Genomic DNA, 24,592 nt, shown 5'->3' with positions numbered 1-24,592 from the left:
GCGATGGGCATGGCGGATTCGGAGATCAAGCGATGCGTGTGTCAGGCGGGCTGTTTCTGGGGGCCGTGGCTGGCCTGGTGGCAGGGTGTGGCGGTGGCAGCGGGGACAGCGCAAGCAGCAGCACGCCGACCGCCCAGGCCCAGGCCGTCACGGTCACCACCACAACCACCACGTCACCTACGGTGACCGAACGTCAGACGGCTGCCGCCAAGGTGGCCAGCAGCGATCCCAGCTGCACCAGCCTGACCCCGTTCTACTGGGAGATCGGCGACAAGACGGGCAAGCAGGGCAGTGGCACCGGAGGGGCTGGCAAGACCAAGACCAGTGCCTCCACGCTGATGCCGGTGGCCTCCGCCTCCAAATGGGTCTACGCCAGCAGCGTGATCGAAGCCCAGAAGGGCGTGCTGAGCGCCGACGATGTGGCCGCACTCACCATGCGGGCGGGCTACACCAACTTCAGCGACTGCAGTTCGAATGCCGGCACCACGGTGTCGTCCTGTCTGGCAGCGGCAGGGCGGCAGGGGGGGACCAATGGCGATTACGTGAGCAGCGCGGCGGGCCAGTTCTATTACGGCGGGGGTCACATGCAGGTGCATGCGCTCAACCGCGGCTGGGGCAGCGACACGACCGATGTGTTGACCACGGCCTTGCATACCGTCACGGGCATGCCGGCGCGGTCCTTCAGCTACACCAACGTGCAGCTGGCCGGGGGGCTGGGCACCAACGCCACCACCTATGCGCTGTTCCTGCGCCATGTGCTGGATGGCACGCTGGCCCAGACAGCCGCGGCGCTGGGTCAGCATGCGGCGTGCGCCCACGCCAACGGCAGCGACTGCAGCGGCGTGCTGTTCAGCCCGATCAACCAGTCGCGCCCGGGGGGGCCGAACGACATCAGCGATGACCGCTGGCATTACGCACTGGGTCACTGGGTCGAGGACGATCCGACCACCGGCGACGGCGCCTTCAGCAGCCCCGGCAAGTTCGGCTTCTACCCCTGGATCGACCAGAGCAAGACCTGGTATGGCGTGCTGGCCCGCTACGACCTGGCCAATTCGATGAGCCTGGACGCGACCAAGATGCCCTACAACACCTCGCGCCTGTGTGGGCGAAAAATCCGTCAGGCTTGGCTGCACCCCTAAAAAATAGATCGTCATTAAGTGACTTAATGCCATACTCCGGCGGAATTATTCACAGACCGACCGGATCGCCACATTCATTTCGTGGTAACCAATCCGGCGGCCAGAACTTCGTTGGGGAAGCACATGGCACCGTATCAGTGGGGGGCGCTGGCCGCCGCCGGCGTGATGTCTTGCGTGGTGGGGAACGCTGGCGCGGTCACGGTCGCTGACCGCATCGCCGCCGCCACTGCGGTGGCCACCGCCGATGCCAGTTGCACGGGGCTCACCCCGTTCTACTGGGAGATCGGGGATGTCAGCGGACCCTTGGGCAGCGGGCAGGGCGGCACGCCCATTCCGGGGGCGTCCAAGACCTTCACCTCGTCCAGCGCCTTGCCGATTGCCTCGGGCTCCAAATGGGTCGCGGCCACGCTGATGGTCGAACAGGCCCAGGGGCAGGTGACGGACGACATGCAGATGCTGATGACGATGAGTGGGGGCTACGTCAACTTCGACCATTGTTCTTCGACCACCACGGTGGGGGGCTGCCTGGCCGAGCCGGGGCGCAATGGCGGCAGCAACGGTGACCGCACCGACACCTACATCGGCGCGTTCTACTACGACAGCGGGCACATGCAGGTGCTGGGCGACCGGCTGGGCTATGGCGGCTATGACGCCAGCGCGTTGAGCGATGCCGTCAGGCAACTGCCCAACACCAAACGCTTGATCTACTCCACCCCGGAGTTGGCCGGTGGCATGGGGGTGGTGGTCAACGGCTACACCCAGTTCCTGCGCAATCTCATCAGTGGCACCTACAGCCACATGAAGCCGCTGCTGGGGAGCTATGCGGTCTGCACCACGCCCAACCTGCCCACCTGCCCGAGTGCGGTGTTCAGCCCCATCAACAACACCCGGGCCGGCGGGCCCAACACCGTCAGCGACGAGCGCTGGCACTACTCGCTCGGGCACTGGGTCGAGGACGATCCGACGGTGGGGGACGGCGCCTTCAGCAGCCCCGGCAAGTTCGGCTTCTATCCCTGGGTGGATGCCAGCAAGACCTGGTACGGCGTGATCGCGCGCAACGACCTGGTGAACATCTACAACACCGATCCCAAGCAGCAGCCCTATGTCACCTCCGTGGCTTGTGGGCGCAAGATCCGGGCGGCCTGGATGAACCCGCAGGCCTTGCGGCGCTGAGGTCTGCGCTGGGCGCGCATGGGGCCGAAGGCGCCTACAATGCGCCCCCTTTCCAGAACCTTGCGAGCCTGCCTTGGACCTGCAACTGCCCATCAAGATCGTTGACGAACTGAGCGAGACCGTCGTCGAGTCCACCGGCATCCTGGATCTCGCCAGCGGCGAGATCCACGCCGTGGTGCTGAGCGAGGAGAACGACCCGCCGTACAAGGGCTTCCCGGCGGAAGACCCCGAGTACGAATTCACCTGCGGCATGCTGTCCAACGGCAGCAAGGAAGTGGAGTTCCGCATCGAGGTGGATGTGGTCGGCCGCAAGTACTCGATCACGCCGTCCGAACTGCTGGAGCTGAAAGGGCGTGCCGCCCGGCTGTTCGCCGCTGCGCCGGAAGCGCCCGCGGCCGCACCCGTCAAGAAGGGCCGCAAGCCGCGCGCTTGAGGCGGGCGGCGACACGCCGCTGACGTCTACCGGCTTCTACAATGCCGGTACCCCATTCCAGGGCGCCCGCGGCGTGAAGCACGGGCGCCCTGGTCGCATTCCGACCCCTGTCCGACCGTCCTCCGACCGAACGCCATGTCCGTCAATCTGCAAGCCCCTGTTCCCGAGCAACTCCATCCCGTCGCCGGCGTGCGACTGGGCATTGCCGAGGCCGGCGTGCGAAAGGCGAACCGCAAGGACCTGGTGGTGCTCGAGCTCGCCGAGGGCTCGGCGGTGGCCGGTGTGTTCACCCAGAACCGCTACTGCGCCGCGCCGGTGCAGGTCTGCCGCGAACAGCTGGCCGCCGGCAGCGCCATCCGCGCGCTGGTGATCAACACCGGCAATGCCAACGCCGGCACCGGCGCCGACGGCCTGGCCCGCGCCCGCCGCACCGCCGCCGCGCTGGCCGGCCTGCTGGGCGTGCAGCCGCAGCAGGTGCTGCCGTTCTCCACCGGCGTCATCATGGAAACGCTGCCGGTCGAACGCATCGAAGCCGGTCTGCCGGCTGCGCTGGCCGACCTGGCGCCGGCCCACTGGGCCGAGGCTGCCGCCGGCATCATGACCACCGACACCCTGCCCAAGGCCGCTTCGCGCCAGGTGCAGATTGGCGGCAAGACCGTCACCGTCACCGGCATCTCCAAGGGCGCCGGCATGATCCGCCCCAACATGGCGACGATGCTGGGCTTCATTGCCACCGACGCGGTGATCGCGCCGGCCCTGCTGCAGCCGCTGGTCAAGGCCGCGGCCGATGCCTCGTTCAACCGCATCACCATCGACGGCGACACCTCCACCAACGACAGCTTTGTGCTGATCGCCACCCGCCAGGCCGGCCACGCCGAGATCACCGCGCTGGACAGCGCCGAGGGCCAGGCCCTGCAGGCGGCCCTCTTCGCGGTGGCGCAGCAGCTGGCCCAGGCCATCGTGCGCGACGGCGAAGGCGCCAGCAAGTTCATCACCGTGCAGATCGAGGGCGGCCGCGACGAGGCCGAGTGCAAGCTGGCGGCCTATGCCATCGCCCACTCGCCGTTGGTCAAGACGGCCTTCTTCGCCAGCGATCCCAACCTGGGCCGCATTCTCTGCGCCGTGGGCTATGCCGGCATCGCCGACCTGGACCAGACCCGCATCGAGATGTTCCTTGATGACGTGCATGTGGTCACCGAGGGTGGCCGCAACCCGGCCTACCGCGAGGAGGACGGCCAGCGCGTGATGAAGCAGGCCGAGATCACCGTGCGGGTGAACCTGGGCCGCGGCGCCGCCAGCGCCACCGTCTGGACCTGCGACCTCTCGCACGATTACGTCAGCATCAACGCCGACTACCGTTCCTGAGGGGGCGAACATGGCGCGATGCGGATCGACCGCCGGGGTGGTTCGCATCGTGCCCAGCCGCCTGCCGCAGGTGGAAGCCGTGGAGGCCGACACGGCCCGCGCCTTCGGCCGGCATGTGCACGAGCAGTTCGGCGTGGGTTGCATCCTGCGCGGCAGCCAGCGCTCGGCCAGCGGTCGCGGCCAAGTGCAGGCCCAGGCGGGGGACCTCATCACCGTCAACCCCGGGGAGGTGCACGATGGCCAGCCGGTGGGCGATGCCGGCCGGTCCTGGCGCATGCTGTATCTGGACCCCGCCTGGCTGAACACGCAGGCCGAGGACCTGAGCGAAGGCCGGCATGGTCACTGGGAGTTCAGCCTGCCGGTGCTGCGGGAGCCGGGCCTGGCCGTCTGGTTCGCCCGTCTGTACCGGGCCTTCACCGACCCCGGGGCTGGCACTGGCGCCCTGGCGGGGGAGGAGGCTCTGTGCACCCTGCTGGCCCGGTTGGGTCACCACCGGCTGGCGCCTCAACGCCTGGCGCGGCCGGCTGGGCTGCAGCGGGCCCGGCAGCTGCTGGATGACGCCTCCGCCGAGTCGCTGAGCCTGGCGACGCTGGCCCGGGAAGCCGGGCTCAGCCGCTTCCATTTCCTGAGGGCCTTCGCCCAGGCCACCGGCCTGACACCGCATGCCTACCAGATGCAGCGCCGCCTGGGGCGGGCGCGCCGGATGATCGCTGCCGGCCACCGTCTGGCCGACACGGCGGCGGCCTGCGGTTTCGTGGACCAGAGCCACCTGAACCGTCTGTTCATGCGCTGCTACGGCCTGACGCCCGGCCGCTATCGGCAGGCCGTCCTGTCGGTCGGGCTCACGGGCTGAGCACCGTCCCCACCGCAATTGCGTCCAAGCCATCGCCGCGAGGCGGGATCAGCATCCACCGGGTGTTTCCTGCCTCTGAACGGAGTGGCTTCATGGTTCCGGTATCTCCCATCTTCGCCGCGCTGGCGTCCCCATCCTTTCTGCTCACCTCGCTGTTGATCGTGGCCTCGCCCGGCACCGGCGCCGTGCTGACCATTGCCGCCGGCCTGCAACAGGGCCGGCGGGCGGCGCTGGTCACCGCCTGGGGGTGCACCCTGGGCATCGTGCCGCATCTGGCGCTGAGCCTGACCGGCGTGGCCGGTGTGCTGCAGATGCATCCCTGGGCCTTCGAGTTGCTGCGCGGACTGGGTGTGCTCTACCTGCTGTTCCTGGCCTGGCAGAGTCTGGCTGCCCGCGGCGCGCTGGCGCTGGAGGCGGGCCGTGCGCCGCCCCGGACCGGCCTGGTGCGGCAGGCCGTGCTGGCCAATCTGCTCAACCCCAAGCTGTCGCTGTTCTTCCTGGCCTTTCTGCCGCAGTTCGTCCAACCGGCCCCGGGCCAGGCGGTGCAGCAGATGCTGGGCATGTCCCTGGTCTTCATGGCCATGACCTGGGGGGTGTTCGCGCTCTACGGGGTGTTTGCCGCCGCGGTGCGGGCCCACCTGCTGGCCAGCGCGCGGGCGTTGGCGTGGCTGCGTCGTGGCTTTGCCGCGGCATTTGCCCTGCTGGCCGTCCGGCTCATGCTGTCGGGCCGCTGAGCGCTGGCTTGCGGGCCAGCAGCACCGGCTGGTAGAGCACGTCGTCACGGCGGGTCACGGCCTCGAAACCGGCCTTGGCCATCAGCTGGGCCAGCCGTTCCAGCGTGACCGCGTGGTAGCGGCTGCACAGCACGTCGGTGTCGCAGCGGCCGTCCGGGTGCTCCACCGTGCGGTAGAGGCGCAGGTCGTAGCAGTCGCCATCCCACTCCCAGACCTGGACGGCCAGGAAGCGCCGGCCCTGGGCATCGCGCCGGGCCCCGTAGGGGCGCACATCGGGGCTGACACGCGGGAGGGCGGCATAGTCCCGCACCGAGATCAACAGCAGGCCACCGGGTTGCAGGCAGCGCCAAGCGCTGCGAAAGGCCTGCCCGATCTCCTCGTCGCTCAGCAGGTGCGGGATGCTGTTGTCGCAGGCCAGCACCGCGGCCTGGCTGCCGGTGGCGGTGCCCGCCAGGGTGCGCAGGTCATCGACCCGGACCTGGGCTTGCAGGCCGCGGGTGCGAAGTTCGTTCTGCAGCCGTGCCACCGCGCCGGGCGACGGGTCGGAGGCGGCGAGCGCAAAGCCTTGCGAGATCAGGCCCAGGGTCTGCGTGCCGATGCCGCAGGCGGCGTCCAGCACGGCATCGCCGGGTTGCAGACCCTGGCTGCGCAGCAGGTCGCCCAGGGCGGCACCCTGGCGCCCGATGCTGCCCTCCCAATCGGCAAACAACAGGTGGTAGTCCGGGGCCAGCCGATCGTAGAAGGCCGTGTCGCCCATGGCCGGTCTGGCGCTCAGGACGGGGTGGTGGTGTCCAGCTCGCCGCGGTACTCGACCTTGCCCTTGAGCCGGGCGCGCGGGTGCACGTCCAGCTGGGCGTCGTAGAAGGCGTCGCCGATCAGCGTGCCGCTGCCGGTGATCTCCAGCGTCTGCCGCGCGATCACCGTGCCCTGCACCCGGCCTTCGATCAGCACATGGTCGGCCTCGATCACCGTGTCCTCGACCCGGCCGCCGGGGCCGACATGCACGGTGCCACCCTGCAGCACCTTGACGCCCCCCTTGAGCACGCCATCGATGCGCAGGCCCAGGTCCTGCTGGGCGCTGAACGAGCCTTCGAACACGGCGCCTTCGGCCACCAGGCTGGAGATGGCGTTCAAGGCCTCGACCGGGACCAGGCGGGGGGCGAAGTTCGAAGCGGCTTGTGACATGGTGTGACCGTGCGGAAGACCCAGGGGAATCGATTGTGCCGCAGCCCTGTCCGGGCTCAGCCGGCGCCGTGGCGCTGCAGCCAGGCCCAGGCGGCCAGGGCCAGCAGGGCCGGGCCGCTGCCCCAGCGCAGCAGGCGGCCGATCGCCCAGCGCCACTGGCGCCAGCGCAGACGGCGTTGGGCCATGGGCCGGCCGCGGGCCGCCGCGCGGGCCAGGGCCTGGCGGCGCAAGCTGTCCCGGTCCAGCAGCGCCGGGCGGGCGCCGTCAGGGGCTGTCATGCGGGCGCACGCACTCGACCTGGGCGTTCAGCTCCGCGCCGTTGACCTGCAGCTGGCCATAGCGCAGCCGGCCGCTGACCACGGCGCTGGCATGCAGCGCGGCGCGCCCGCCCGAGACGTCCAGATCGCCTTCGGCGCGGCCCAACACCGAGAGGCTGCGCACCTGCAGCGCGCCTTGCACCCGGCCGGTTTCGGTGATCGTCAGATGACCTTCGCGGCCCGGCGCGCTGACGTGTCCCTGCAGTTCACCGGCCACCGTCAGCGTGCCGTCGATGCGGGCCTCGCCCTCGAAGCGCCAGCCGGCCCCCAGCTGGGAGTGGCGGGGCGCTGGCGTCACGGCGGCCGGTGGGTCGGTCAGGTCCAGCGTGGGCAGGTGGCTCAGGTCGGGCAGGGCGGCGCCCAGCGGGATGCGCGGGGCGTCGTTCAAAGGGGTGTCGTCGGTGTCCATCGGGCGGATCTCAGGCCATGGTGTCGAGCACGGGCAGCTGGCGCTCGTGCCGGAGGGTGCGGAACGGGCCTTGCAGCACGCCGCCGTCGTACAGGCGCAGCCGGGCCGCGCTGAGGCTGCCGGTGCACACGCCGGTGCTGGCCACCTGCACCGTGCCCTGGCATTCGACGACGGTGCCGGGGTCGGTGTCGTCGGTGACACCGCCCAGGTGGCCCAGCACGATCAGGTCGCCCAGGATGCGAAAGCGCCCCTGCAGCTGGCCGGTGTGCCAGATCACCAGGCGGCCGGCGATCTCGCCCTCGCCGCGCAGCGTGCCCTGCAGCAGCAGGCCGCCCTTGAAGTTCAGCGTGCCCTCCAGCACCGTGCCTTCGGCGATGCGGTTGACGATGTTCAGCGCCACCGGGTCCAGCAGCAGGGTGTCCTGTGCCGGCGGGGTGGGGGTGGCGGGGGCGTTCATCCCAGGCTCCAGCGGGTCAGGGCCCAGACGGCGGCCCCCAGCAGTCCGCTCCAGCCCAGCCACAGGGCCAGCCACAGGCGCCGGCGCAGGCGGGGCAGGGCGGCCAGCGACAGGGGCTGGCCGGCCAGCGGGGCGGCGGCGTCACGGCCCACCAGGCCCTGGGCCAGGCCGCGCAACAGGCGGCCGCGGTCGTCCAGCCAGTCCAGGCGCAGCGCCCGATCGGACGCTTCGCGCACGCCCTGGCTGGGGCCCAACACCAGGAGGGTGGCCGGGCCCACCACCTGTTCGGTCAGGTAGCGGTCGATCGGGTCGGTTGCGGGCATCTCGTGATTATTGCGGAGCTTGGCCTCGCTGCTGCGCCAGTCGGTGAGGGGCGACTGCTAGCATCGTCGACCGCCTGCGCCCTACCCGGGTCTGCGGGCTCTGACCTGCACAGAAAGTGAATGTGACCCATGAGGTCCTGGTGGATGGCTTTGCGCGTGCGCCTGTCGCCCGCGCCCGACGACCTGCTGCGTGATCCGACCTACCGGCGGCTCTGGTCCTCGATCCTGATCAGTTCCCTGGGTACCCAGGTGACCCTGCTGGCGGTGCCGCTGACGGCGGCCGTGCTGCTGCACGCCACCCCCACCCAGATGGGCTGGCTGACCACCATGGAGCTGCTGCCCTTCCTGCTGTTCTCGCTGCCCACCGGGGTGTGGCTGGACCGGGTGCGCAAGCTGCCGGTCTACATTGCCGGCGAGCTGTGCCTGGCCGCGGTGGTGGCCACCGTGCCGCTGGCCTGGTGGCTGGGCTGGCTGCAGATGGGCTGGCTGTATGCCGTGGCCTTCGTGATCGGCCTGGTCAACACCACGGCCGGCTCGGCCTCGCAGATCGTGCTGACCCAGGTGGTGGCGCGCGACCGCCTGGTGGAGGCCCATGCCAAGAATGCGCTGGCCAACTCCGGCGCGGAAGTGGCCGGACCGGCCGTGGCCGGGGCGTTGATCCGCGCCCTGGGGGCTCCGCTGGCGTTGCTGGTCAACGCCGTGCTGTTGATCGGCTCGGCCGGCATCCTGCGGCTGATCCGGGTGCAGGAGACCCTGCGGGCGGCTGAGGCCGGCAGCTTCTGGCGCGACCTGCGGGCCGGCCTGTCCTTCGTGCGCCAGCAGCGCCTGCTGGTGACGCTGGCCGCCTGCGTGGGCGCCTGGCAGCTGTGCCACCAGTGCGCCAATGTGGTCCAGATCCTCTTTGCCACCCGGCGCCTGGGCCTGAGCGAGCAGGCGGTGGGCTTGAGCTATGTGGCGCTGGGCGCGGGCACCGTGACGGCCAGCCTGCTGGGCGACCGCCTCAGCCGCCGTCTGGGGCCCGGGCCCGCCCTGGTGACGGGCTTTGCCTGCACCGCCCTGGGCTGGCTGCTGCTGGCGGTGGCGCCGGTGGGGCCGCTGGGCGTGGCCGCCTTCGTCGCCTGCCTGAGCCTGTTCGGCGCCGGGGCCATCTTCATCTTCATCAACTTCATCGCGTTGCGCCAGGCGGTCACCCCCGAGCCGCTGCTGGGCCGCATGACCAGCGTGATGCGCTGGCTGATCCTGTTGCCCTCGGTGCCCGGGGCGATGCTGGGCGGCTGGCTGGGCGAGCATGTCAGCCTGCGGGCGGCGCTGGGCTTTGCCGGGGCGAGCTGTGCGCTGCTGGCGCTGGTGGCCTGGCGCCTGCCGCGCATCCAGGCGGTGCGCGAGTTGCCTTCGGTGGACAGCCCCGCGCGGCGGCTGGAGGCGGTGGACGCGGGCGTGGCTTGAGTGCCGGAGTCGGGTCAGGGCTGCACGCGGAACACGGTGCCGGGCAGGCCATCGGGGCCATGCCAGGTGGTTCCGTAGAGGCTGCCGTCCGGCGCGGGGGTCAGCCGGTCGGTGGGGTAGTACCCGGCCGCGCTGGTGGTGTCAAAACTGTGCAGCAGCGTGTACTGACCCGCCAGGGTCAGGCGATAGACGGTCCCTACCAGACCGCTGCCAGCGCTGCCGCCACTGGCTGTCACGCCATAGAGGGCGCCATCGGCGCCCTGGACGAGTCCCCCCGAGGGGTTGGCCCCTTCGCCGGGGCCCCCGGCAAACTCATGGACCAGGGCAAAACTGCCGTCGCTGGGGTTCCAGCGAAACACGGTGCCCTGGCCATGCTGGCCTCCTTGGTAAGTCACCCCATAGAGCCAGCCGTCAGAGGCCAGCAGCAACTCGCCCATCGGACCATAGCCTTGGCTCGGTGTCTGGAAGGACACCATGCGCTGGAAGCCGGTGCCATCCGGCCGAATGCGGTAGAGCGAGCCCGCGCTGCCCGTGGTGCGGGTGCTGTAGCCACTGCTGCCCAAGCCGTACAGAAAGCCATCGGGTCCCCAGGTCAGACCGCCTGCCGGCCAGGTGACATCCAGGGCCGCGCGCACGCCCAGCAGTCGGGTGAAGTCGCCTGACGGGCTGACGGAGAACACGGTGCCCTTGATGCGCCGACCGCCGCCCTGGTTGGTGGTGCCGTACACCTTCCCCTGCGCATCCTGGATCAATGCGCTGGGAAAGGTGCCGTCCTCCGCAGAGAAGACCTTCACCAGGGTGAAGCCGCTGCCATCGGTGCCGATTCGGTAGACGGTGCCGTGGTTGTCGGAGCCGCCCCCTCCCTGGGAACTGCCCCAGAGCAGGCCATCCTGCCCCTGCAGGAGGCCGCCAATGGGTTCGGAGGCATCGGTGCTGTCGTTGTAGCTGAACTGATGCAGAACGCTGAACTGTCCTGTGGTGTCGAGCCGGAACAGGATGCCGCCCCGTCCCGTGCCGCTGCCCAGGCAGGTGCCGTAAAGGCTGCCGTCGGCGGTGAGCAGCATGGACGCCATCGGCAGGGAGCAGGTGCTGCTGTCGAAGGCCTTCACCACGGTCAGCGTGGCGGCAGAGGCCAGGGAGGCTGCAGACAGGGTGGCGCAGGCGAGCGCGCGGAGCAGAGAGCGCATGTCGGTCCTCGAGCAAGGGTGTCGGGCACGCCGGAGCGATCCTGGAGCAGGGATGGCCACCCGGCGGAAGGGGCCGCACGCACAGCGGCTCAAGCGCCATCCTGCACGTCGGCCCCTGGGGGCGCAATGCTCAATCCGATGGAGGCGATGGAGGTCGCACCTCTGCCCGGGGGACTCAGGGCCCCAGGGTGTCGGTGATGATGCGGTCCACGCCCAGGGCCCACAGGGCCTCGGCCCGGGCCGCCTCGTTGACCGTGTAGACCCAGCAGGCCAGGCCCTGTGCCTGCAGGCCGTGCAGGACCTCGGTGTCCACCAGCCGGTGGTCCAGCACCACGCCCTGGCAGCCCAGCGCCTGCGCCTGCGCCAGCCAGCCGGGCGCCAGCCTGTCCAGCAGCAGGGCGCGTGGCAGCTCCGGCGCGGCGGCGGCCGCCGCCGCCAGGGCGGGGGGCTGGAAGGAGGACAGCCAGGCCGCCGGGGTGCCGGGGTGCCAGAGCCGCCGTACCGCGCCTGCGACCGTCCGTCCGGTCGGTTCAGCTTGCCCGGGCAGGGGCTTGAGTTCGAGATTGACGTGCAAGCCTTCGGCGTTCGCGAAGGCAGCCAGCGCGGCCAGCCGGGTGGGGGGCTCGCCGGCCCAGCCGGAGCCGCACCAGGCGCCGGCATCCAGGCGGGACAGGGCCGCCCAGTCCAGCGCCGCAGCCGGGCCCTGGCCTGAGGTGGTGCGCTCCAGCGTGTCGTCGTGCAGCAGGTAGGGCTCGCCATCGGCGGAGAGCTTCACGTCGCACTCGAAGGCACGGTAGCCCAGCTGCCAGCCATGACGGAAGGCGGCCAGGGTGTTCTCCGGCGCCCGACGGCCCGCGCCGCGGTGGGCGATCCAGCGGGGCCAGCCGGACAAACGGGGCAGGGGGGGCAGGGGGGGCAGGGGGCTGGGCTCGGGCTGAGGCATCGGATGTGTCGGGGTGCGGCGGGACCGGGCACAGCATGCCATGCCCCACAGGCGGGCTTTCCCCGGACGGTATCATTCATGCCCACGTGCCCCTGACAGGTGCGTGCGGCCGGATTGTCTGGTCGTCCGCTCTCCGCCTGCCCGCCATGAACGCGCCGCTGCCGATTCCCACCGTCCCCCCCGTGAACGGGGACCACCCCGTTGATGACGCCGCCGCACCCCGGCTGCGCGAGATTCCCTATAACTACACCTCGCTGTCCGATCGCGAGATCGTGCTGCGCCTGCTGGGCGAACGCGCCTGGGATTTGCTCAACCTGCTGCGCGATGAGCGCCGCACCGGCCGTTCGGCCCGCATGCTCTACGAGGTGCTGGGCGACATCTGGGTCGTCAAGCGCAACCCGTATCTGGTCGATGACCTGCTGGACAACCCGCGCCGGCGTGCCCAGTTGATCGAGGCCTTGCGCCACCGCCTGACCGAGGTGGAGAAGCGTCGCACCCCCGAGGTGGACGCCCAGCGCGATGCCCATGTGGGCGAGCTGCTGGTGCTGGCCCGTGCCGCGGTGGACCGTTTCGCGACCCGCTTCGTGCAGCTGGAAGAGCTGCGCCACCGCGCCCGCAAGCGGTTCGCCCACCACACCCGCAAGGACAACATCAAGTTCGACGGCCTGTCGCGCGTCTCGCACGTGACCGATGCGACCGACTGGCGGGTGGAGTACCCCTTCGTCGTGCTGACGCCGGACACCGAGGCCGAGATGGCCGGGCTGGTGGCCAGCTGCGTCGAGCTGGGGCTGACCGTGATCCCGCGCGGGGGTGGCACTGGCTACACCGGCGGCGCCGTGCCGCTGACCTGGAAGAGCGCGGTCATCAACACCGAGAAGCTCGAGCAGATGACCGAGGTCGAGATGACCACGCTGCCGGGCATCGACCATCCGGTGCCGACGATCTGGACCGGCGCCGGCGTGGTCACCCAGCGGGTGGCCGATGCGGCCGAGCGCGCGGGCTTCGTGTTCGCGGTCGACCCGACCTCGGCCGAGGCCTCCTGCATCGGCGGCAACATCGCGATGAACGCGGGCGGCAAGAAGGCCGTGCTGTGGGGCACCGCGCTGGACAACCTGGCCTCCTGGCGCATGGTCACCCCCAACGCCGAATGGCTGGAGGTGGTGCGCGTGGGTCACAACCTGGGCAAGATCCACGACGCCGAGATGGCCAGCTTCGAGCTGCGCTACTTCGCCGCCGACGGCAAGACGCCGCTGCGCACCGAACGCCTGGACATCCCGGGGCACACCTTCCGCAAGGTGGGCCTGGGCAAGGACGTGACCGACAAGTTCCTGGCCGGCCTGCCGGGCGTGCAGAAGGAAGGCTGCGACGGCCTGATCACCAGCGCGCGCTGGGTGGTGCACCGCATGCCCAAGCACACCCGCACCGTCTGCCTGGAGTTTTTCGGCAATCCCCGGGACTGCGTGCCCTCGATCGTCGAGATCAAGGACTTCATGTTCCAGGAGATGAAGCAGCCGGGCGGGGCCATCCTGGCCGGCCTGGAGCACCTGGACGACCGCTACCTGAAGGCGGTGGGCTACGCCACCAAGAGCAAGCGCGGCGGCATGCCCAAGATGGCGCTGTTCGGTGACATCGTGGGTGACGACGAGGACCGGGTGGCCAAGGCCGCCAGCGAGGTCATCCGCCTGGCCAATGGCCGTTCGGGCGAGGGCTTCATCGCCGTCAGCCCGGAGGCCCGCAAGAAGTTCTGGGCCGACCGCAAGCGCACCGCGGCCATCAGCCGCCACACCAACGCCTTCAAGGTCAACGAGGACGTGGTGATCCCGCTGGAGCGCATGGGCGAATACACCCTGGGCATCGAGCGGATCAACATCGAGCTGTCGCTGCGCAACAAGCTGGCGCTGACCGAGCGGCTGGAGGCCTTCTTCACCGAGGGCGAGCTGCCGCTGGCCAAGACCGACGAGGCCGGCGAGCACACCCGCGACGAACTGCTGGACGAGCGCGTGCCCGAGGCGCTGGCGCTGATCCGCAGCGTGCGCAGCCTGTGGCAGCACTGGTACAACCACCTCGACGAGGTGCTGCCCAACGAGCGCCGCAGCTTCTTCGACCAGCTGCAGGACCACTCGCTGCGCGCCTCGTGGAAGAAGGACCTGCTCAAGCCGCTGCAGTTGCTGTTCGCCGGCTCCACCTTCGCGCCCATCATCGAAGGCGTCAAGAAGCTGCACAAGGACGTGCTGCGCGGCCGCGTGTGGGTGGCGTTGCACATGCACGCCGGTGACGGCAATGTGCACACCAACATCCCGGTCAACAGCGACAACTACGAGATGCTGCAGACCGCGCACGAGGCGGTGGCACGCATCATGGTGCTGGCGCGCAGCCTCAACGGCGTGATTTCTGGCGAGCACGGCATCGGCATCACCAAGCTGGAATTCCTCACGGACGAGGAACTGGCCAACTTCACCGCCTACAAGGCCAGGATCGACCCGGAAGGCCGCTTCAACCGCGGCAAGCTGCTGCGCGGTGAGGCCCTGAGCCGCCTGGGCGACGATGTGCACGCGGCCGACCTGAGCCATGCCTACACGCCCAGCTTCGGCCTGATGACGCACGAGTCGCTGATCATGCAGCAGAGCGACATTGGTGACATCGCGGCTTCGGTCAAGGACTGCCTGCGCTGCGGCAAGTGCAAGCCGGTGTGCTCCACCCACGTGCCGCGCGCCAACCTGCTCTACAGCCCGCGCAACAAGATCCTGGCCACCTCGCTGCTGGTCGAGGCCTTCCTCTACGAGGAGCAGACCCGGCGCGGCGTGTCGATCAAGCACTGGGAGGAGTTTGAGGACGTGGGCGACCACTGCACGGTCTGCCACAAGTGCCTGAGCCCCTGCCCGGTGAAGATCGACTTCGGCGACGTGACCATGGCCATGCGCAACCTGCTGCGCAAGATGGGCCGCAAGAGCTTCCGTCCCGGCCAGGCCGCGGCGATGTTCATGCTCAATGCGACCAATCCGGAGACGATCAAGCTCGCGCGCTCGGCCATCGTCGGCGTGGGCATGAAGGCCCAGCGTCTGGCGCACGACGTGCTGGCGATTGCCGCCAAGCATCAGACCAGCGCACCGCCGGCCACGGTGGGCACGGCTCCGCTCAAGGAGCAGGTGATCCACTTCGTCAACAAGAAGATGCCGGGCAACCTGCCCAAGAAGACGGCGCGGGCCCTGCTGGACATCGAGGACCGGGACTACGTGCCCATCATCCGCAACCCGGCCGTCACCACGGCCGAGACGGAGGCGGTGTTCTACTTCCCGGGCTGTGGTTCCGAGCGCCTGTTCAGCCAGGTGGGTCTGGCCACCCAGGCCATGCTGTGGCATGCCGGCGTGCAGACGGTGCTGCCGCCGGGCTACCTGTGCTGTGGCTACCCGCAGCGCGGCGCCGGCCAGGCCGACAAGGCCGAGAAGATCATCACCGACAACCGGGTGCTGTTCCACCGCGTGGCCAACACACTGAACTACCTGGACATCAAGACGGTGGTGGTGAGCTGCGGCACCTGCTACGACCAGCTGCAGGGCTACCACTTCGACAAGATCTTCCCGGGCTGCCGCATCATCGACATCCACGAATATCTGCTGGAGAAGGGCATCAAGCTCGATGGCAGCGGCGGCTACCTGTTCCACGACCCCTGCCACACGCCGATGAAGTTGCAGGACCCGATGAAGACGGTCAAGGCGCTGGTGGGCGAGGCGGTGATCAAGAGCGAACGCTGCTGCGGCGAATCCGGCACGCTGGCCGTGACCCGGCCGGACATCTCGACCCAGGTGCGCTTCCGCAAAGAGGAAGAGATCCGCAACGCCGAGGCCGCACTGCGCGCCACCGGTGCGGTGGACGGTCAGCAGGACCTGAAGATCCTGACCTCCTGCCCCAGCTGCCTGCAGGGCCTGTCGCGCTACGGCGGCGACCTGCAGAACGGCCTGCTGGAGGCCGACTACATCGTCGTCGAGATGGCGCGCAAGATCCTGGGTGCCAGCTGGATGGAAGACTACGTCGCCCGCGCCAATGCGGGGGGCATCGAACGGGTGCTGGTGTGATGAAGCAAGCCGGCTGCGAACTGTGTGAGCACCAGGCCACCGCGGCCTGGTCGCTGGTGCATGCGGGCGAGCGCCTGCGCGTGGTGCGGGTGCTGGACACGCCCGATTTCCCGGCCTTCTACCGGGTGATCTGGAACGAGCACGTGGCCGAGATGAGCGATCTCTCGCATGTGGACCGCGCCCACCTGATGGACGCGGTGCTGGCGGTGGAGCATGTGCTGCGCACCAGCCTCAAGCCCACCAAGATCAACCTGGCCACGCTGGGCAATGTGGTGCCGCATCTGCACTGGCATGTGATCGCCCGCTTCGACTGGGACAGCCACTTCCCGCAGCCCATCTGGGGCAACCGCCAACGCACGCCCGAGCCGCCGGCCGCGCAGCGCCTGGCCGTGCCGCTGACCGAACTGGACGACCGGGTGCGCCGCGCCCTGAACGCCTGAGAGCCATTTTCCGTTTCCGCATGAGCCAAGCCGCCCCCCAGCCGACCGCGCTGACCCTGCACCAGACCTCCCGCGTGCTGGAAATCGGCTTCGACGACGGTCAGACCTTCCGCATCCCCTTCGAGTTGCTGCGCGTCTACTCGCCCTCGGCCGAGGTGCAGGGCCATGGCCCCGGGCAGGAGGTGCTGCAGACCGGCAAGCGCGAGGTGCTGATCACCGAGGTGGCCATGGTCGGCCACTACGCGCTGCAGCCGCGCTTTGACGACGGGCACGAGTCCGGCCTCTACACTTGGGCCTATCTCTACGATCTGGGCGCCCGCCAAGCCGAGCACTGGGCGGCCTACGAGGCCCGGCTGAAGCTGGCTGGCGTCGATCGGGATGCCCCGATGCCGCCCAAGGACGGCCCGTCCTGCCACTCGCATTGACCCGGGAAGCCGATCGCTTCTCCTCCCATTCCAAGAAAGAGTTCCATGTCGCAGACCCACTTCGGTTTTGAAACCGTGGACGAGGCCGAGAAGGCCGGCAAGGTCAAGGGCGTGTTCGATTCGGTCGCCTCCAAGTACGACCTGATGAACGACTTCATGTCCATGGGCCTGCACCGGGTCTGGAAGGCCTACACCGTGGCGGTGGCCAACCTCAAGGAAGGCGACGCGGTGCTGGACATCGCCGGCGGCACGGGTGACCTCTCGCGCGCCTTTGCCCGCAAGGTCGGCCCGACCGGCACCGTGGTGCACACCGACATCAACGAGGCCATGCTGCGCACTGGCCGCGACCGTCTGCTCGACGAAGGCCTGTCGCTGCCGACCACGATCTGCGACGCCGAGAAGCTGCCGTTCAAGCCGGGCACCTTCGACCTGGTCAGCGTGGCCTTCGGCCTGCGCAACATGACCCACAAGGAGCAGGCCCTGGCCGAGATGTGCCGGGTGCTCAAGCCGGGCGGCCGCCTGCTGGTGCTGGAATTCTCCAAGGTGGCCAAGCCGCTGCAGAAGCCCTACGACTGGTACTCCTTCAACATCCTGCCCAAGCTGGGCCAGTGGGTGGCGGGCGATGCCGACAGCTACCGCTACCTGGCCGAGTCGATCCGCATGCACCCGGACCAGGCCACCCTCAAGGCGATGATGAAGACGGTCGGCTTCGGCCATGTCGACGTGCACAACCTGACCGGCGGCGTGGTGGCCCTGCACGTGGGCATCAAGTGCTGAGCTGAATCCCCAGGGCAGGGGGCTGCTGCGCCCGGGAATGCCCTGAGGCCGCGGCATACTGAAGGTCTGTCTTGAACGGACCCGAGATGCCCCAGATCCTGCTGACCGGCGCCGCCGGCTACATCGCCTCCCACACCTGGCTCGCCCTGCAGGCGGCGGGCTTCGACGTGGTGGGGGTGGACGACTTCTCCAATTCCTCGCCCGAGGTGCTGCGCCGCATCGAGGCCCTGGGCGGTCGCCCGGTGGTGTTCGAGCGGGCCAATGTCTGCGACGCCGCGGCCATGGACGCCATCTTCCAGAAGCACCGCATCGACGCGGTGGTGCACTTCGCGGCTTTCAAGGCGGTGGGCGAGTCGGCCGAGCAGCCGCTGGCCTACTACGCCAACAACCTCGGCGGCCTGGTCAACACCCTGCAGGTGATGCAGCGCCACGGCGTGAAGACCTTCGTCTTCAGCTCCAGCGCCACCGTGTACGGCACGCCGGTCTTCCTGCCCTACACCGAGGCCCATCCGCTGGCCGCGATGAACGTCTACGGCCGCACCAAGCTGATGGGCGAGCAGATCCTGCGCGACCTGGAGACGGCCGATCCGTCCTGGGCCATCGCCTGGCTGCGCTACTTCAACCCGGTGGGCGCCCACGAGAGCGGCCAGATGGGCGAGGACCCGCGCGGCGTGCCCAACAACCTGATGCCCTATGTGCAGCAGGTGGCGGTGGGCCGGCGCGAGTTCCTGTCCATCTTCGGTGGCGATTACGACACCCCGGACGGCACCGGCGTGCGCGACTACCTGCACGTGATGGACCTGGCCGAGGGTCATGTGGCGGCCCTGCGCTACCTGCTGGACGCCCAGCAGGGTTGCACCGTCAACCTGGGCACCGGTGTGGGCTACAGCGTGCTGGACCTGGTGAAGGCCTTTGAGCGGGCCGCCGGCAAGCCCATCCCCTACCAGATCGTGGAGCGCCGTGCGGGCGACCTGCCCAGTTACTACGCCGATGCCACGCTGGCCCGCACCCTGCTGGGCTGGCAGGCACAGCGCAGCCTGGACCAGATGTGCGCCGACAGCTGGCGCTGGCAGCGCCAGAACCCGCAGGGCTACGGGCCCGGCACCTGAGTCCGCTGGAGGGACCGGCCGCAGGGGCGGGCGGAGGGCCACTCCTACAATCAGCGCATGCCCGATCCGATTGCTGCCCTGACCGACCTGGTCCTGCCCGCGCTGACGGCGCGTTTCGTCCTGCTGGCCAACCATGTGCTGGCCTCGGCGCCGGTGGCGCCGGCACGGCTCAAGCCCCATGCGGGTCGCCTGCTGCAGGTCGAGGTGTCGGGTTGGCGCGGCCCGCTGCCGCCGCCCCCGCCGTTGGCGCTGCGCATCACGCCTGCCGGGCTGCTGGAGGCCGCCGATGAGGCCGGCGAGGCCGCCGCGGCGGATCTGCGCCTGTGCGTCGATGCCGGCCACCCGCTGGATGCCGCCCGCCGGCTGGCCGGGGGCGAGCTGCCGCCGGTGCAGATCGAGGGTGATGCCGTCTTTGCCTCCGATGTGAACTGGGTGGTCTCCAACGTGCGCTGGGACATCGCGGCGGACCTGGAACGGGTGATGGGCCCTGGCCTGGCCGAAGGCCTCAGCCAGGCGGGCAGCCAGGCCCTGGGGGTGCTGCGGCAGCTGGTGCAGAGCGTCACTGGCGCGACCCAGCGTCCCTGAGGGAAGCGATTTCCGATGCGGTACTTCACCCGTCTGGTCTTCATCGTCCTCACCCTGCTGCGGCACGGGGTGGATGAGCTGGTGCTCTCCCGGTTCGACCAGCACCGCTGGCTGCGCGCGCTGTCCTGGGTGCTGACCCGCGGCCGGCGCCTGGGCGCGCCGCGCGGCGAGCGCCTGCGCCTGGCGCTGGAAGCCCTGGGCCCGATCTTCATCAAGTTCGGCCAGGTGCTGTCCACCCGGCGCGACTTGGTGCCGCCGGACATTGCCGACGAACTGGCCCGCCTGCAGGACCGGGTGCCGCCGATCCCGGCCGCGCAGGCCCGCCGCCTGATCGAGCAGGGCCTGGGCCAGCCCGTCGAGGCGGTGTTCACCCACTTCGAGAGCGAGGCCGTGGCCAGCGCCTCGATCGCCCAGGTGCACTTCGCGGTGCTGAAGGACGGCCGCGAGGTGGCCGTCAAGGTGCTGCGCCCGGGCATGCTGGACGTCATCGAGGACGACCTGGCCCTGCTGCACACCCTGGCCCGCTGGGTCGAGCGCCTGTCGGCCGATGGCAAGCGCCTGCGCCCGCGCGAGGTGGTGGCCGAGTTCGACGGCTACCTGCACGACGAGCTGGACCTGGTGCGCGAGGCGGCCAACGCCGCCCAGCTGCGGCGCAACATGGCCGACCTGCCGCTGATCCTGGTGCCCGAGATGCACTGGCAGTGGTGCAGCGCCACGGTCATCGTGATGGAGCGGATGAAGGGCATCCCCATCAGCCAGATGGAGCGCCTGCGCGAGGCCGGTGTGGACATCCCGAAGCTGGCGCGCGATGGGGTGACCATCTTCTTTACCCAGGTCTTCCGTGACGGCTTTTTCCACGCCGACATGCACCCGGGCAACATCCAGGTCAGCGTCGATCCGGCCACTTTCGGCCGCTACATCGCGCTGGATTTCGGCATCGTCGGCACCCTGACCCAGGTCGACAAGGAATACCTGGCGCAGAACTTCCTGGCCTTCTTCCGGCGCGACTACCAGCGCGTGGCCGAACTGCATGTGGAAAGCGGCTGGGTGCCGCCCAACACCCGGGTGGATGCGCTGGAGGCGGCGATCCGCGCCGTCTGTGAGCCGCACTTCGACCGGCCGTTGAAGGACATCTCGCTGGGGCAGGTGCTGATGCGCCTGTTCCAGACCTCGCGCCGCTTCAATGTCGAGATCCAGCCGCAGCTGGTGCTGCTGCAGAAGACGCTGCTGAACGTCGAAGGGTTGGGCCGCGAACTGGACCCGGATCTGGACCTCTGGTCCACCGCCAAGCCCTTCCTGGAACGCTGGATGAACGAGCAGATCGGCTGGCGGGCGCTGGTGCGCCAGCTCAAGGCCGAAGCGCCGCGTTACGCCCAGCTGCTGCCGGAGCTGCCGCGCCTGGTGCACCAGAAGCTGCAGGAGAAGCCGGCCGACCTGACGCCGGCGCTGCGGGCCCTGCTGCGTGAGCAGCGCCGCACCAACCGTCTGCTGTCGGCCCTGCTGTGGAGCGGGGTGGGCTTCCTGATGGGCGTGATGGTGGCCCGGCTGGTGATCCAGCTGCACGGTGGTGGCTGAGCCACCGGCCCGGGCCGCGTCTCAGCCGCGCGCCAGCGAGCTCAGCAGCCGGGTCAGCCGGGCCCGGTTGTCCACACCCGTCTTGGCGTAGACGGCCTTCAGCTGCGATTTGACGGTGTTCTCGCTCACCCCCAGCGCGGCGGCCATGTCCTGCACGCTGCCGCCCTGCAGGGCCAGCAGGGCGGCCCGCACCTCGGCCGGCGTGAGCTGGTAGAGCTCGCGCAGCAGGTCGGCATGGGGGGCCGGGGCGTGGTCCTCCTCGTTCAGGAAGATGACGATGCGGGGCGCGGCGCGGTGGGTGGTGAACTCGTTGCCGGCCGGCAGCGTGGCCAGCATCAGCGTGTAGTGGCCGGCTCCGTTGTGGCGGGCGATGCGCAGAGCACTCATGAAGTGTCGGCTGCGCAGCAGGTCGGGCTCGCGGGCCTCGCGGATGGCGGCTTCGAGCTGCGCCTGCGCGGTGGGGGAGTGCGTCGCCTGCAGCGTGGCGCGGCCGACCGGGCTGGCCGCGGTCTGCAGCCGCAGACCATCCTCGCGGGCCAGCAGCCCCTGGGCGGCGGGGTTGACGTGGCTGACCCCGCCCTCGCGGTCCAGCAGCAGCAGGGCCTGGGGCAGCCGGTCCAGTGCGGCCAGGCTGGTGGCGACCCGGAACTCGGCATCCCGCAGCCGCAGCATCATGCCCAGCGCCCGGGACAGGTGGGGCAGCAGCAGGCCCAGCTTCTCGGCGTCGTGGGCGTCGAAGGGGCGGTGCAGGGGCCGGTTCAGGCTGCAGTTGATGGGCAGTTGCAGGGGCTGGCCCTGGGGGCCGTGCCACAGGGGCGGGCTGTCGAGGCCGAACACCAGGCCGGTCAGCAGGCGGCCGATGTCCAGCGGCGCGAGGAATTCGCGGTAGATCCGCGAGGCGACGAACTCTTCCTCGCTGACCAGCGCCTGGTCGCGCACGATGTCCCCGGTGCGCAGGTAGCCGCGCTCCACCGCCCGGGTGCCCCACAGGTCCAGCGGCAGGTAGCGCGACAGCCACAGGGCCGCCGACTGCGGGCTGAGGTTGTGAGACAGCAGAAACCCGCCCTGCTCGGGCCGGTGCATCGGGGTGAACAGGTAGCACTGCGGTGCGTCGATCCAGGCGCCGATGTGTTCGGGCAGGGCCGCCCAGGCCTGCAGGTCCAGGGCGCCGTCGTAGATCGTGCCGATCAGCGTGCTCAGCTCGGCAAGTTCCTGCATCGAAACCGAAGACATCGGATGGGCCCTCGCGACCGGCGTGTTACATCGTGTTTCTAACCTGTCCGTGGGAGGAAAGGCAACGGGCTTCTCCCCCCCCCAAAAAAAGAAACGCCGCACGGGGCGGCGTTGTCCAGCTCAGCCGGTGGGGCTCACTTCAAGGCCTTGAAGTGGGTGAAGATGCGGGTTTGCACCCGCTTGATGTCCTGCGGCACGCTGTCCGGAGCGGTCATCTTGGCCATGTCGGTGGCGCTCAGGAAAATGCTCGGGTTGCTGGCCACGTCCTTCTTCACGAACTTCAGCGAGGCCTTGTTCGGGTTGGCGTAGAACACCTTGTTCGTCAGGCTGGCGTGCACCTCGGGGCGCAGGATGTAGTTGATGAACTTCAGCGCGTTCTTCGGGTGCGGCGCATCGGCCGGGATGGCCATCGAGTCGAAGAACAGGGTGGCGCCTTTGGTCGGGATCAGGGCCTCCAGCTTGACGCCGTTCTTGGCCTCGATCGCGCGGGCCCGGGCGATGTTGATGTCACCCGAGTAGCCCATCACCGCGCACAGCGAGCCCTGGGCCATCTCGTCGATATAGCCCGAGGACGAGAAGCGCGTCACAGAGGGGCGGACCTGCTTGAGCATGTCCTCGGCCGCCTTGTAGTCGGCCGCGTTGCGGCTGTAGGCCGGCTTGCCCACATAGCCCATGGCCACCGGCAGCACCTCGGAGGGCGAATCCAGGAAGCTCACGCCGCAGCTCTTGAGCTTGGCGGCGTACTTCGGGTCGAAGATCAGCGACCAGGCGTTGTCCGGCATCGGCAGGCCGCCCAGCGCCTTCTTGACCTTGTCCACGTTGATGCCGACGGTCACATAGCCCCACAGCCAGTCCACCAGGTACTGGTTGCCCGGGTCCACGTTCTCCATCTGCTTGAGCAGGGCCGGGTCCAGGTTGCTCCAGTGGCTCAGCTGGCTGCGGTCGAGCTTCTGGAACAGGCCGGCCGTGATCTGCTGCTTGGCGAAGTGGGCGCCCGGCACGACGATGTCGTAGCCCGTCTTGCCGGCCACCAGCTTGGCATGCAGGATCTCGTTGTTGTCGTAGTTGTCGTAGCGGACCTTGATGCCGGTTTCCTTCTCGAAGTTGGCCAGCGTGTCCGGGGCGATGTAGTCGGACCAGTTGTAGATGTTGAGCACCTTGGGCTCGTCGGCCGCCAGGGCGGTGCCGGCGGCCACGCCGCCAAACAGCACGGCCAGGGTGGTGGGCAGCCAGCGGCGCCATGCAGAGGTTTTCACATCCATCTCCTTTCAGCGGTTGGGGAGCCCGGCCGGGGCGGCAGTGGGCGCGCGCATTCTAGGGCCGTGCTCCGGCATGGTCGGCTGACCAGCAGCCGTCATGGGGCCTCCGTATAATTCCCTGTTCATCTGTTTGTTCCTTTTCATCTAGCCATGCCGATCTACGTCTATCGTTGCGCCGCATGCGGCCATACGCGGGATGTGCTGCAGAAGATGTCCGATCCGCCCCTGCACACCTGCCCTGCCTGCGGCGCCGAACAATTCCAGAAACAAGTGACCGCCGCCGGTTTCCAGCTCAAGGGCTCGGGCTGGTACGCGACCGACTTCCGCGGTGGCTCGGGCGGCACGTCCGTGCCTGCGCCGCACGGGTCCGAGAGCAGCTCTGACAGCAGCGCCGGTGGCACCAGCGCGGGCGGTGACGCCAGTGCCGGTCCTTCCACGCCCTGCGGCGGCTCCTGCGCCTGCCACTGAACGGCAAACCTCACGTGAAAAAATACCTCCTCGCCGGCCTGCTCACCTGGCTGCCCCTGGCCATCACGGTCTGGGTGCTGTTGTGGGTCCAGGGTCTGCTCGATGGCGTCTTCCATGCGCTGCTGAGGGTGGCCGGCGCCGTGCTGCCGGCGGGGGCGGCCGAAAGCCTCAGCCAGTTCGGCAGCTGGCCCGGCATGGGCGTGCTGGTGATGGTGGTGCTGCTGCTGCTGACCGGCGTGTTCGTCACGAACATCTTCGGCCAGTGGTGGCTGCGCCAATGGGATGCGCTGATGAATCGCATCCCGATCGTCAAGTCCATCTACAGCTCGGTCAAGCAGGTTTCGGACACGCTGTTCTCCAGCAACGGCAACGCTTTTCGTGAAGCTGTGCTGGTGCCATACCCGCACGCTGCATCCTGGACCATCGCCTTCGTCACCGGCAAGCCCAGCGGCGAGGTGGCCGAGCAGCTGCACGAGGAGTTCGTCAGCCTGTACGTGCCGACGACCCCGAACCCGACCTCCGGTTTCTTCCTGATGATGCCGCGCAGCGCCGTCCGGCCGCTGCACATGAGTGTCGATGAGGCCTTGAAGTACATCATCTCGATGGGCGTGGTCACGCCCCCGGCCAGCCATGCGCATGGGCCGGAGGAGGCCGACCCCAATCCGGCGGGCTGAACGCGCCGGG

Annotated in this window: 26 protein-coding genes; 16 read left to right on the top strand and 10 right to left on the bottom strand. The window is 69.3% G+C overall.

The genetic code is table 11. The features are described 5' to 3' along the window. Positions 1-182: 182 nt before the first annotated feature. From KGA65_RS09540 to KGA65_RS09515, 6 genes are all read left to right on the top strand, one after another. Positions 183-1,139 carry a hypothetical protein gene (locus KGA65_RS09540; RefSeq protein ID WP_225862914.1) on the top strand — a complete coding sequence of 319 codons (957 nt, stop codon included), beginning with the start codon at positions 183-185 and terminating at the stop codon, positions 1,137-1,139. A 123-nt stretch (positions 1,140-1,262) separates the two neighbouring features. Beyond that, positions 1,263-2,312 carry a hypothetical protein gene (locus tag KGA65_RS09535; RefSeq protein ID WP_225862913.1) on the top strand — a complete coding sequence of 350 codons (1,050 nt, stop codon included), beginning with the start codon at positions 1,263-1,265 and terminating at the stop codon, positions 2,310-2,312. Positions 2,313-2,385: 73 nt separating this feature from the next. After that, positions 2,386-2,745 carry a hypothetical protein gene (locus KGA65_RS09530; RefSeq protein ID WP_225862912.1) on the top strand — a complete coding sequence of 120 codons (360 nt, stop codon included), beginning with the start codon at positions 2,386-2,388 and terminating at the stop codon, positions 2,743-2,745. 135 nt (positions 2,746-2,880) lie between these two features. Continuing rightward, positions 2,881-4,110 carry a bifunctional glutamate N-acetyltransferase/amino-acid acetyltransferase ArgJ gene (gene argJ, locus KGA65_RS09525; RefSeq protein WP_225862911.1) on the top strand — a complete coding sequence of 410 codons (1,230 nt, stop codon included), beginning with the start codon at positions 2,881-2,883 and terminating at the stop codon, positions 4,108-4,110. 10 nt (positions 4,111-4,120) lie between these two features. Next, entirely contained in the window at positions 4,121-4,963 is an 843-nt protein-coding gene (locus KGA65_RS09520; RefSeq protein WP_225862910.1) for an AraC family transcriptional regulator, read from the top strand. A gap of 92 nt (positions 4,964-5,055) precedes the next feature. Further along, positions 5,056-5,697 (top strand): LysE family translocator, encoded by a 642-nt coding sequence (locus KGA65_RS09515; protein WP_225862909.1) that lies wholly within the window; start codon positions 5,056-5,058, stop codon positions 5,695-5,697. Here KGA65_RS09515 and KGA65_RS09510 read toward each other — a convergent pair. From KGA65_RS09510 to KGA65_RS09485, 6 genes are read right to left on the bottom strand one after another with little or no spacing between them, the layout of a single operon-like run. Next, on the bottom strand, positions 5,678-6,454 hold the full coding sequence (locus KGA65_RS09510; protein WP_225862908.1) for a methyltransferase domain-containing protein: 777 nt from the start codon (positions 6,452-6,454) through the stop codon (positions 5,678-5,680). The genes KGA65_RS09515 and KGA65_RS09510 overlap by 20 nt on opposite strands. A gap of 14 nt (positions 6,455-6,468) precedes the next feature. Continuing rightward, complete coding sequence (locus KGA65_RS09505; protein ID WP_225862907.1) at positions 6,469-6,882, bottom strand: bactofilin family protein; 414 nt, start codon at positions 6,880-6,882, stop codon at positions 6,469-6,471. A gap of 56 nt (positions 6,883-6,938) precedes the next feature. Then, positions 6,939-7,160: a hypothetical protein gene (locus KGA65_RS09500; protein WP_225862906.1), complete on the bottom strand. Its 222-nt coding sequence runs from the start codon at positions 7,158-7,160 to the stop codon at positions 6,939-6,941. Beyond that, positions 7,147-7,608 carry a bactofilin family protein gene (locus KGA65_RS09495; RefSeq protein WP_225862905.1) on the bottom strand — a complete coding sequence of 154 codons (462 nt, stop codon included), beginning with the start codon at positions 7,606-7,608 and terminating at the stop codon, positions 7,147-7,149. Before KGA65_RS09495 ends, KGA65_RS09500 begins: the two co-directional genes overlap by 14 nt. Before the next feature lie 10 nt (positions 7,609-7,618). Beyond that, positions 7,619-8,065 carry a bactofilin family protein gene (locus tag KGA65_RS09490; protein ID WP_225862904.1) on the bottom strand — a complete coding sequence of 149 codons (447 nt, stop codon included), beginning with the start codon at positions 8,063-8,065 and terminating at the stop codon, positions 7,619-7,621. Then, a complete protein-coding gene (locus KGA65_RS09485) occupies positions 8,062-8,388 on the bottom strand; it encodes a hypothetical protein (protein ID WP_225862903.1) in 327 nt (108 codons plus the stop codon). The genes KGA65_RS09490 and KGA65_RS09485 overlap by 4 nt, the downstream gene beginning before the upstream one ends. 129 nt (positions 8,389-8,517) lie before the next feature. On the opposite strand from KGA65_RS09485, the gene KGA65_RS09480 reads away from it, so the two are divergent. After that, entirely contained in the window at positions 8,518-9,834 is a 1,317-nt protein-coding gene (locus tag KGA65_RS09480) for an MFS transporter (protein ID WP_225862902.1), read from the top strand. A gap of 14 nt (positions 9,835-9,848) precedes the next feature. Here KGA65_RS09480 and KGA65_RS09475 read toward each other — a convergent pair whose 3' ends face one another. Both KGA65_RS09475 and ugpQ read right to left on the bottom strand, forming a co-directional pair. Then, on the bottom strand, positions 9,849-11,021 hold the full coding sequence (locus KGA65_RS09475) for a choice-of-anchor tandem repeat GloVer-containing protein (RefSeq protein ID WP_225862901.1): 1,173 nt from the start codon (positions 11,019-11,021) through the stop codon (positions 9,849-9,851). A 175-nt stretch (positions 11,022-11,196) separates the two neighbouring features. Then, positions 11,197-11,964 carry a glycerophosphodiester phosphodiesterase gene (ugpQ, locus tag KGA65_RS09470; protein ID WP_225862900.1) on the bottom strand — a complete coding sequence of 256 codons (768 nt, stop codon included), beginning with the start codon at positions 11,962-11,964 and terminating at the stop codon, positions 11,197-11,199. A 146-nt stretch (positions 11,965-12,110) separates the two neighbouring features. Here ugpQ and KGA65_RS09465 point away from each other — a divergent pair, with 146 nt between their 5' ends. From KGA65_RS09465 to ubiB, 7 genes are all read left to right on the top strand, one after another. Then, positions 12,111-16,037, top strand: coding sequence for a DUF3683 domain-containing protein (locus KGA65_RS09465; RefSeq protein ID WP_225862899.1), 3,927 nt, complete (start codon positions 12,111-12,113; stop codon positions 16,035-16,037). After that, positions 16,037-16,477, top strand: coding sequence for an HIT family protein (locus KGA65_RS09460; RefSeq protein WP_225862898.1), 441 nt, complete (start codon positions 16,037-16,039; stop codon positions 16,475-16,477). The genes KGA65_RS09465 and KGA65_RS09460 overlap by 1 nt, the downstream gene beginning before the upstream one ends. Before the next feature lie 20 nt (positions 16,478-16,497). Continuing rightward, positions 16,498-16,902 (top strand): gamma-butyrobetaine hydroxylase family protein, encoded by a 405-nt coding sequence (locus tag KGA65_RS09455; RefSeq protein WP_225862897.1) that lies wholly within the window; start codon positions 16,498-16,500, stop codon positions 16,900-16,902. 45 nt (positions 16,903-16,947) lie between these two features. Then, a complete protein-coding gene (ubiE, locus tag KGA65_RS09450) occupies positions 16,948-17,679 on the top strand; it encodes a bifunctional demethylmenaquinone methyltransferase/2-methoxy-6-polyprenyl-1,4-benzoquinol methylase UbiE (protein WP_225862896.1) in 732 nt (243 codons plus the stop codon). A gap of 86 nt (positions 17,680-17,765) precedes the next feature. Further along, entirely contained in the window at positions 17,766-18,788 is a 1,023-nt protein-coding gene (galE, locus tag KGA65_RS09445; RefSeq protein WP_225862895.1) for a UDP-glucose 4-epimerase GalE, read from the top strand. Positions 18,789-18,845: 57 nt separating this feature from the next. Continuing rightward, positions 18,846-19,373 (top strand): hypothetical protein, encoded by a 528-nt coding sequence (locus tag KGA65_RS09440; RefSeq protein ID WP_225862894.1) that lies wholly within the window; start codon positions 18,846-18,848, stop codon positions 19,371-19,373. Positions 19,374-19,388: 15 nt separating this feature from the next. Beyond that, the gene (ubiB, locus tag KGA65_RS09435) at positions 19,389-20,948 is read left to right on the top strand and encodes a ubiquinone biosynthesis regulatory protein kinase UbiB (protein WP_225862893.1); all 1,560 of its coding nucleotides are present in this window, start codon (positions 19,389-19,391) and stop codon (positions 20,946-20,948) included. A 21-nt stretch (positions 20,949-20,969) separates the two neighbouring features. Here the strand turns inward: ubiB and KGA65_RS09430 are convergent, their stop codons facing one another. Next, positions 20,970-22,181, bottom strand: coding sequence for a helix-turn-helix transcriptional regulator (locus KGA65_RS09430; protein WP_225862892.1), 1,212 nt, complete (start codon positions 22,179-22,181; stop codon positions 20,970-20,972). A 134-nt stretch (positions 22,182-22,315) separates the two neighbouring features. Then, complete coding sequence (locus KGA65_RS09425) at positions 22,316-23,443, bottom strand: polyamine ABC transporter substrate-binding protein (RefSeq protein ID WP_225862891.1); 1,128 nt, start codon at positions 23,441-23,443, stop codon at positions 22,316-22,318. A 147-nt stretch (positions 23,444-23,590) separates the two neighbouring features. Here KGA65_RS09425 and KGA65_RS09420 point away from each other — a divergent pair, with 147 nt between their 5' ends. Both KGA65_RS09420 and KGA65_RS09415 read left to right on the top strand, forming a co-directional pair. Continuing rightward, positions 23,591-23,908: an FmdB family zinc ribbon protein gene (locus KGA65_RS09420; protein ID WP_225862890.1), complete on the top strand. Its 318-nt coding sequence runs from the start codon at positions 23,591-23,593 to the stop codon at positions 23,906-23,908. Between the two features lie 14 nt (positions 23,909-23,922). Beyond that, entirely contained in the window at positions 23,923-24,582 is a 660-nt protein-coding gene (locus tag KGA65_RS09415) for a DUF502 domain-containing protein (RefSeq protein WP_225862889.1), read from the top strand. Positions 24,583-24,592: the final 10 nt, after the last annotated feature.

The organism is Ideonella benzenivorans (genome assembly GCF_020387415.1).
Taxonomy (GTDB): Bacteria; Pseudomonadota; Gammaproteobacteria; order Burkholderiales; family Burkholderiaceae_C; genus Ideonella; species Ideonella benzenivorans.
The sequence above is the reverse complement of the archived record's forward strand: the minus strand, read 5'-3'. Positions and strand labels throughout refer to the sequence as shown.

What these genes read in the sequence shown, in the direction of transcription:
- KGA65_RS09535 (WP_225862913.1), top strand. Translation starts at nt 1,263, where the DNA reads ATGGCACCGTATCAGTGGGGGGCGCTGGCCGCCGCCGGCGTGATGTCT.
- argJ (WP_225862911.1), top strand. Translation starts at nt 2,881, where the DNA reads ATGTCCGTCAATCTGCAAGCCCCTGTTCCCGAGCAACTCCATCCCGTC.
- KGA65_RS09520 (WP_225862910.1), top strand. Translation starts at nt 4,121, where the DNA reads ATGGCGCGATGCGGATCGACCGCCGGGGTGGTTCGCATCGTGCCCAGC.
- KGA65_RS09515 (WP_225862909.1), top strand. Translation starts at nt 5,056, where the DNA reads ATGGTTCCGGTATCTCCCATCTTCGCCGCGCTGGCGTCCCCATCCTTT.
- KGA65_RS09510 (WP_225862908.1), bottom strand. Translation starts at nt 6,454, where the DNA reads ATGGGCGACACGGCCTTCTACGATCGGCTGGCCCCGGACTACCACCTG.
- KGA65_RS09505 (WP_225862907.1), bottom strand. Translation starts at nt 6,882, where the DNA reads ATGTCACAAGCCGCTTCGAACTTCGCCCCCCGCCTGGTCCCGGTCGAG.
- KGA65_RS09500 (WP_225862906.1), bottom strand. Translation starts at nt 7,160, where the DNA reads ATGACAGCCCCTGACGGCGCCCGCCCGGCGCTGCTGGACCGGGACAGC.
- KGA65_RS09495 (WP_225862905.1), bottom strand. Translation starts at nt 7,608, where the DNA reads ATGGACACCGACGACACCCCTTTGAACGACGCCCCGCGCATCCCGCTG.
- KGA65_RS09490 (WP_225862904.1), bottom strand. Translation starts at nt 8,065, where the DNA reads ATGAACGCCCCCGCCACCCCCACCCCGCCGGCACAGGACACCCTGCTG.
- KGA65_RS09485 (WP_225862903.1), bottom strand. Translation starts at nt 8,388, where the DNA reads ATGCCCGCAACCGACCCGATCGACCGCTACCTGACCGAACAGGTGGTG.
- KGA65_RS09480 (WP_225862902.1), top strand. Translation starts at nt 8,518, where the DNA reads ATGAGGTCCTGGTGGATGGCTTTGCGCGTGCGCCTGTCGCCCGCGCCC.
- KGA65_RS09475 (WP_225862901.1), bottom strand. Translation starts at nt 11,021, where the DNA reads ATGCGCTCTCTGCTCCGCGCGCTCGCCTGCGCCACCCTGTCTGCAGCC.
- ugpQ (WP_225862900.1), bottom strand. Translation starts at nt 11,964, where the DNA reads ATGCCTCAGCCCGAGCCCAGCCCCCTGCCCCCCCTGCCCCCCCTGCCC.
- KGA65_RS09465 (WP_225862899.1), top strand. Translation starts at nt 12,111, where the DNA reads ATGAACGCGCCGCTGCCGATTCCCACCGTCCCCCCCGTGAACGGGGAC.
- KGA65_RS09460 (WP_225862898.1), top strand. Translation starts at nt 16,037, where the DNA reads ATGAAGCAAGCCGGCTGCGAACTGTGTGAGCACCAGGCCACCGCGGCC.
- KGA65_RS09455 (WP_225862897.1), top strand. Translation starts at nt 16,498, where the DNA reads ATGAGCCAAGCCGCCCCCCAGCCGACCGCGCTGACCCTGCACCAGACC.
- ubiE (WP_225862896.1), top strand. Translation starts at nt 16,948, where the DNA reads ATGTCGCAGACCCACTTCGGTTTTGAAACCGTGGACGAGGCCGAGAAG.
- galE (WP_225862895.1), top strand. Translation starts at nt 17,766, where the DNA reads ATGCCCCAGATCCTGCTGACCGGCGCCGCCGGCTACATCGCCTCCCAC.
- KGA65_RS09440 (WP_225862894.1), top strand. Translation starts at nt 18,846, where the DNA reads ATGCCCGATCCGATTGCTGCCCTGACCGACCTGGTCCTGCCCGCGCTG.
- ubiB (WP_225862893.1), top strand. Translation starts at nt 19,389, where the DNA reads ATGCGGTACTTCACCCGTCTGGTCTTCATCGTCCTCACCCTGCTGCGG.
- KGA65_RS09430 (WP_225862892.1), bottom strand. Translation starts at nt 22,181, where the DNA reads ATGTCTTCGGTTTCGATGCAGGAACTTGCCGAGCTGAGCACGCTGATC.
- KGA65_RS09425 (WP_225862891.1), bottom strand. Translation starts at nt 23,443, where the DNA reads ATGGATGTGAAAACCTCTGCATGGCGCCGCTGGCTGCCCACCACCCTG.
- KGA65_RS09420 (WP_225862890.1), top strand. Translation starts at nt 23,591, where the DNA reads ATGCCGATCTACGTCTATCGTTGCGCCGCATGCGGCCATACGCGGGAT.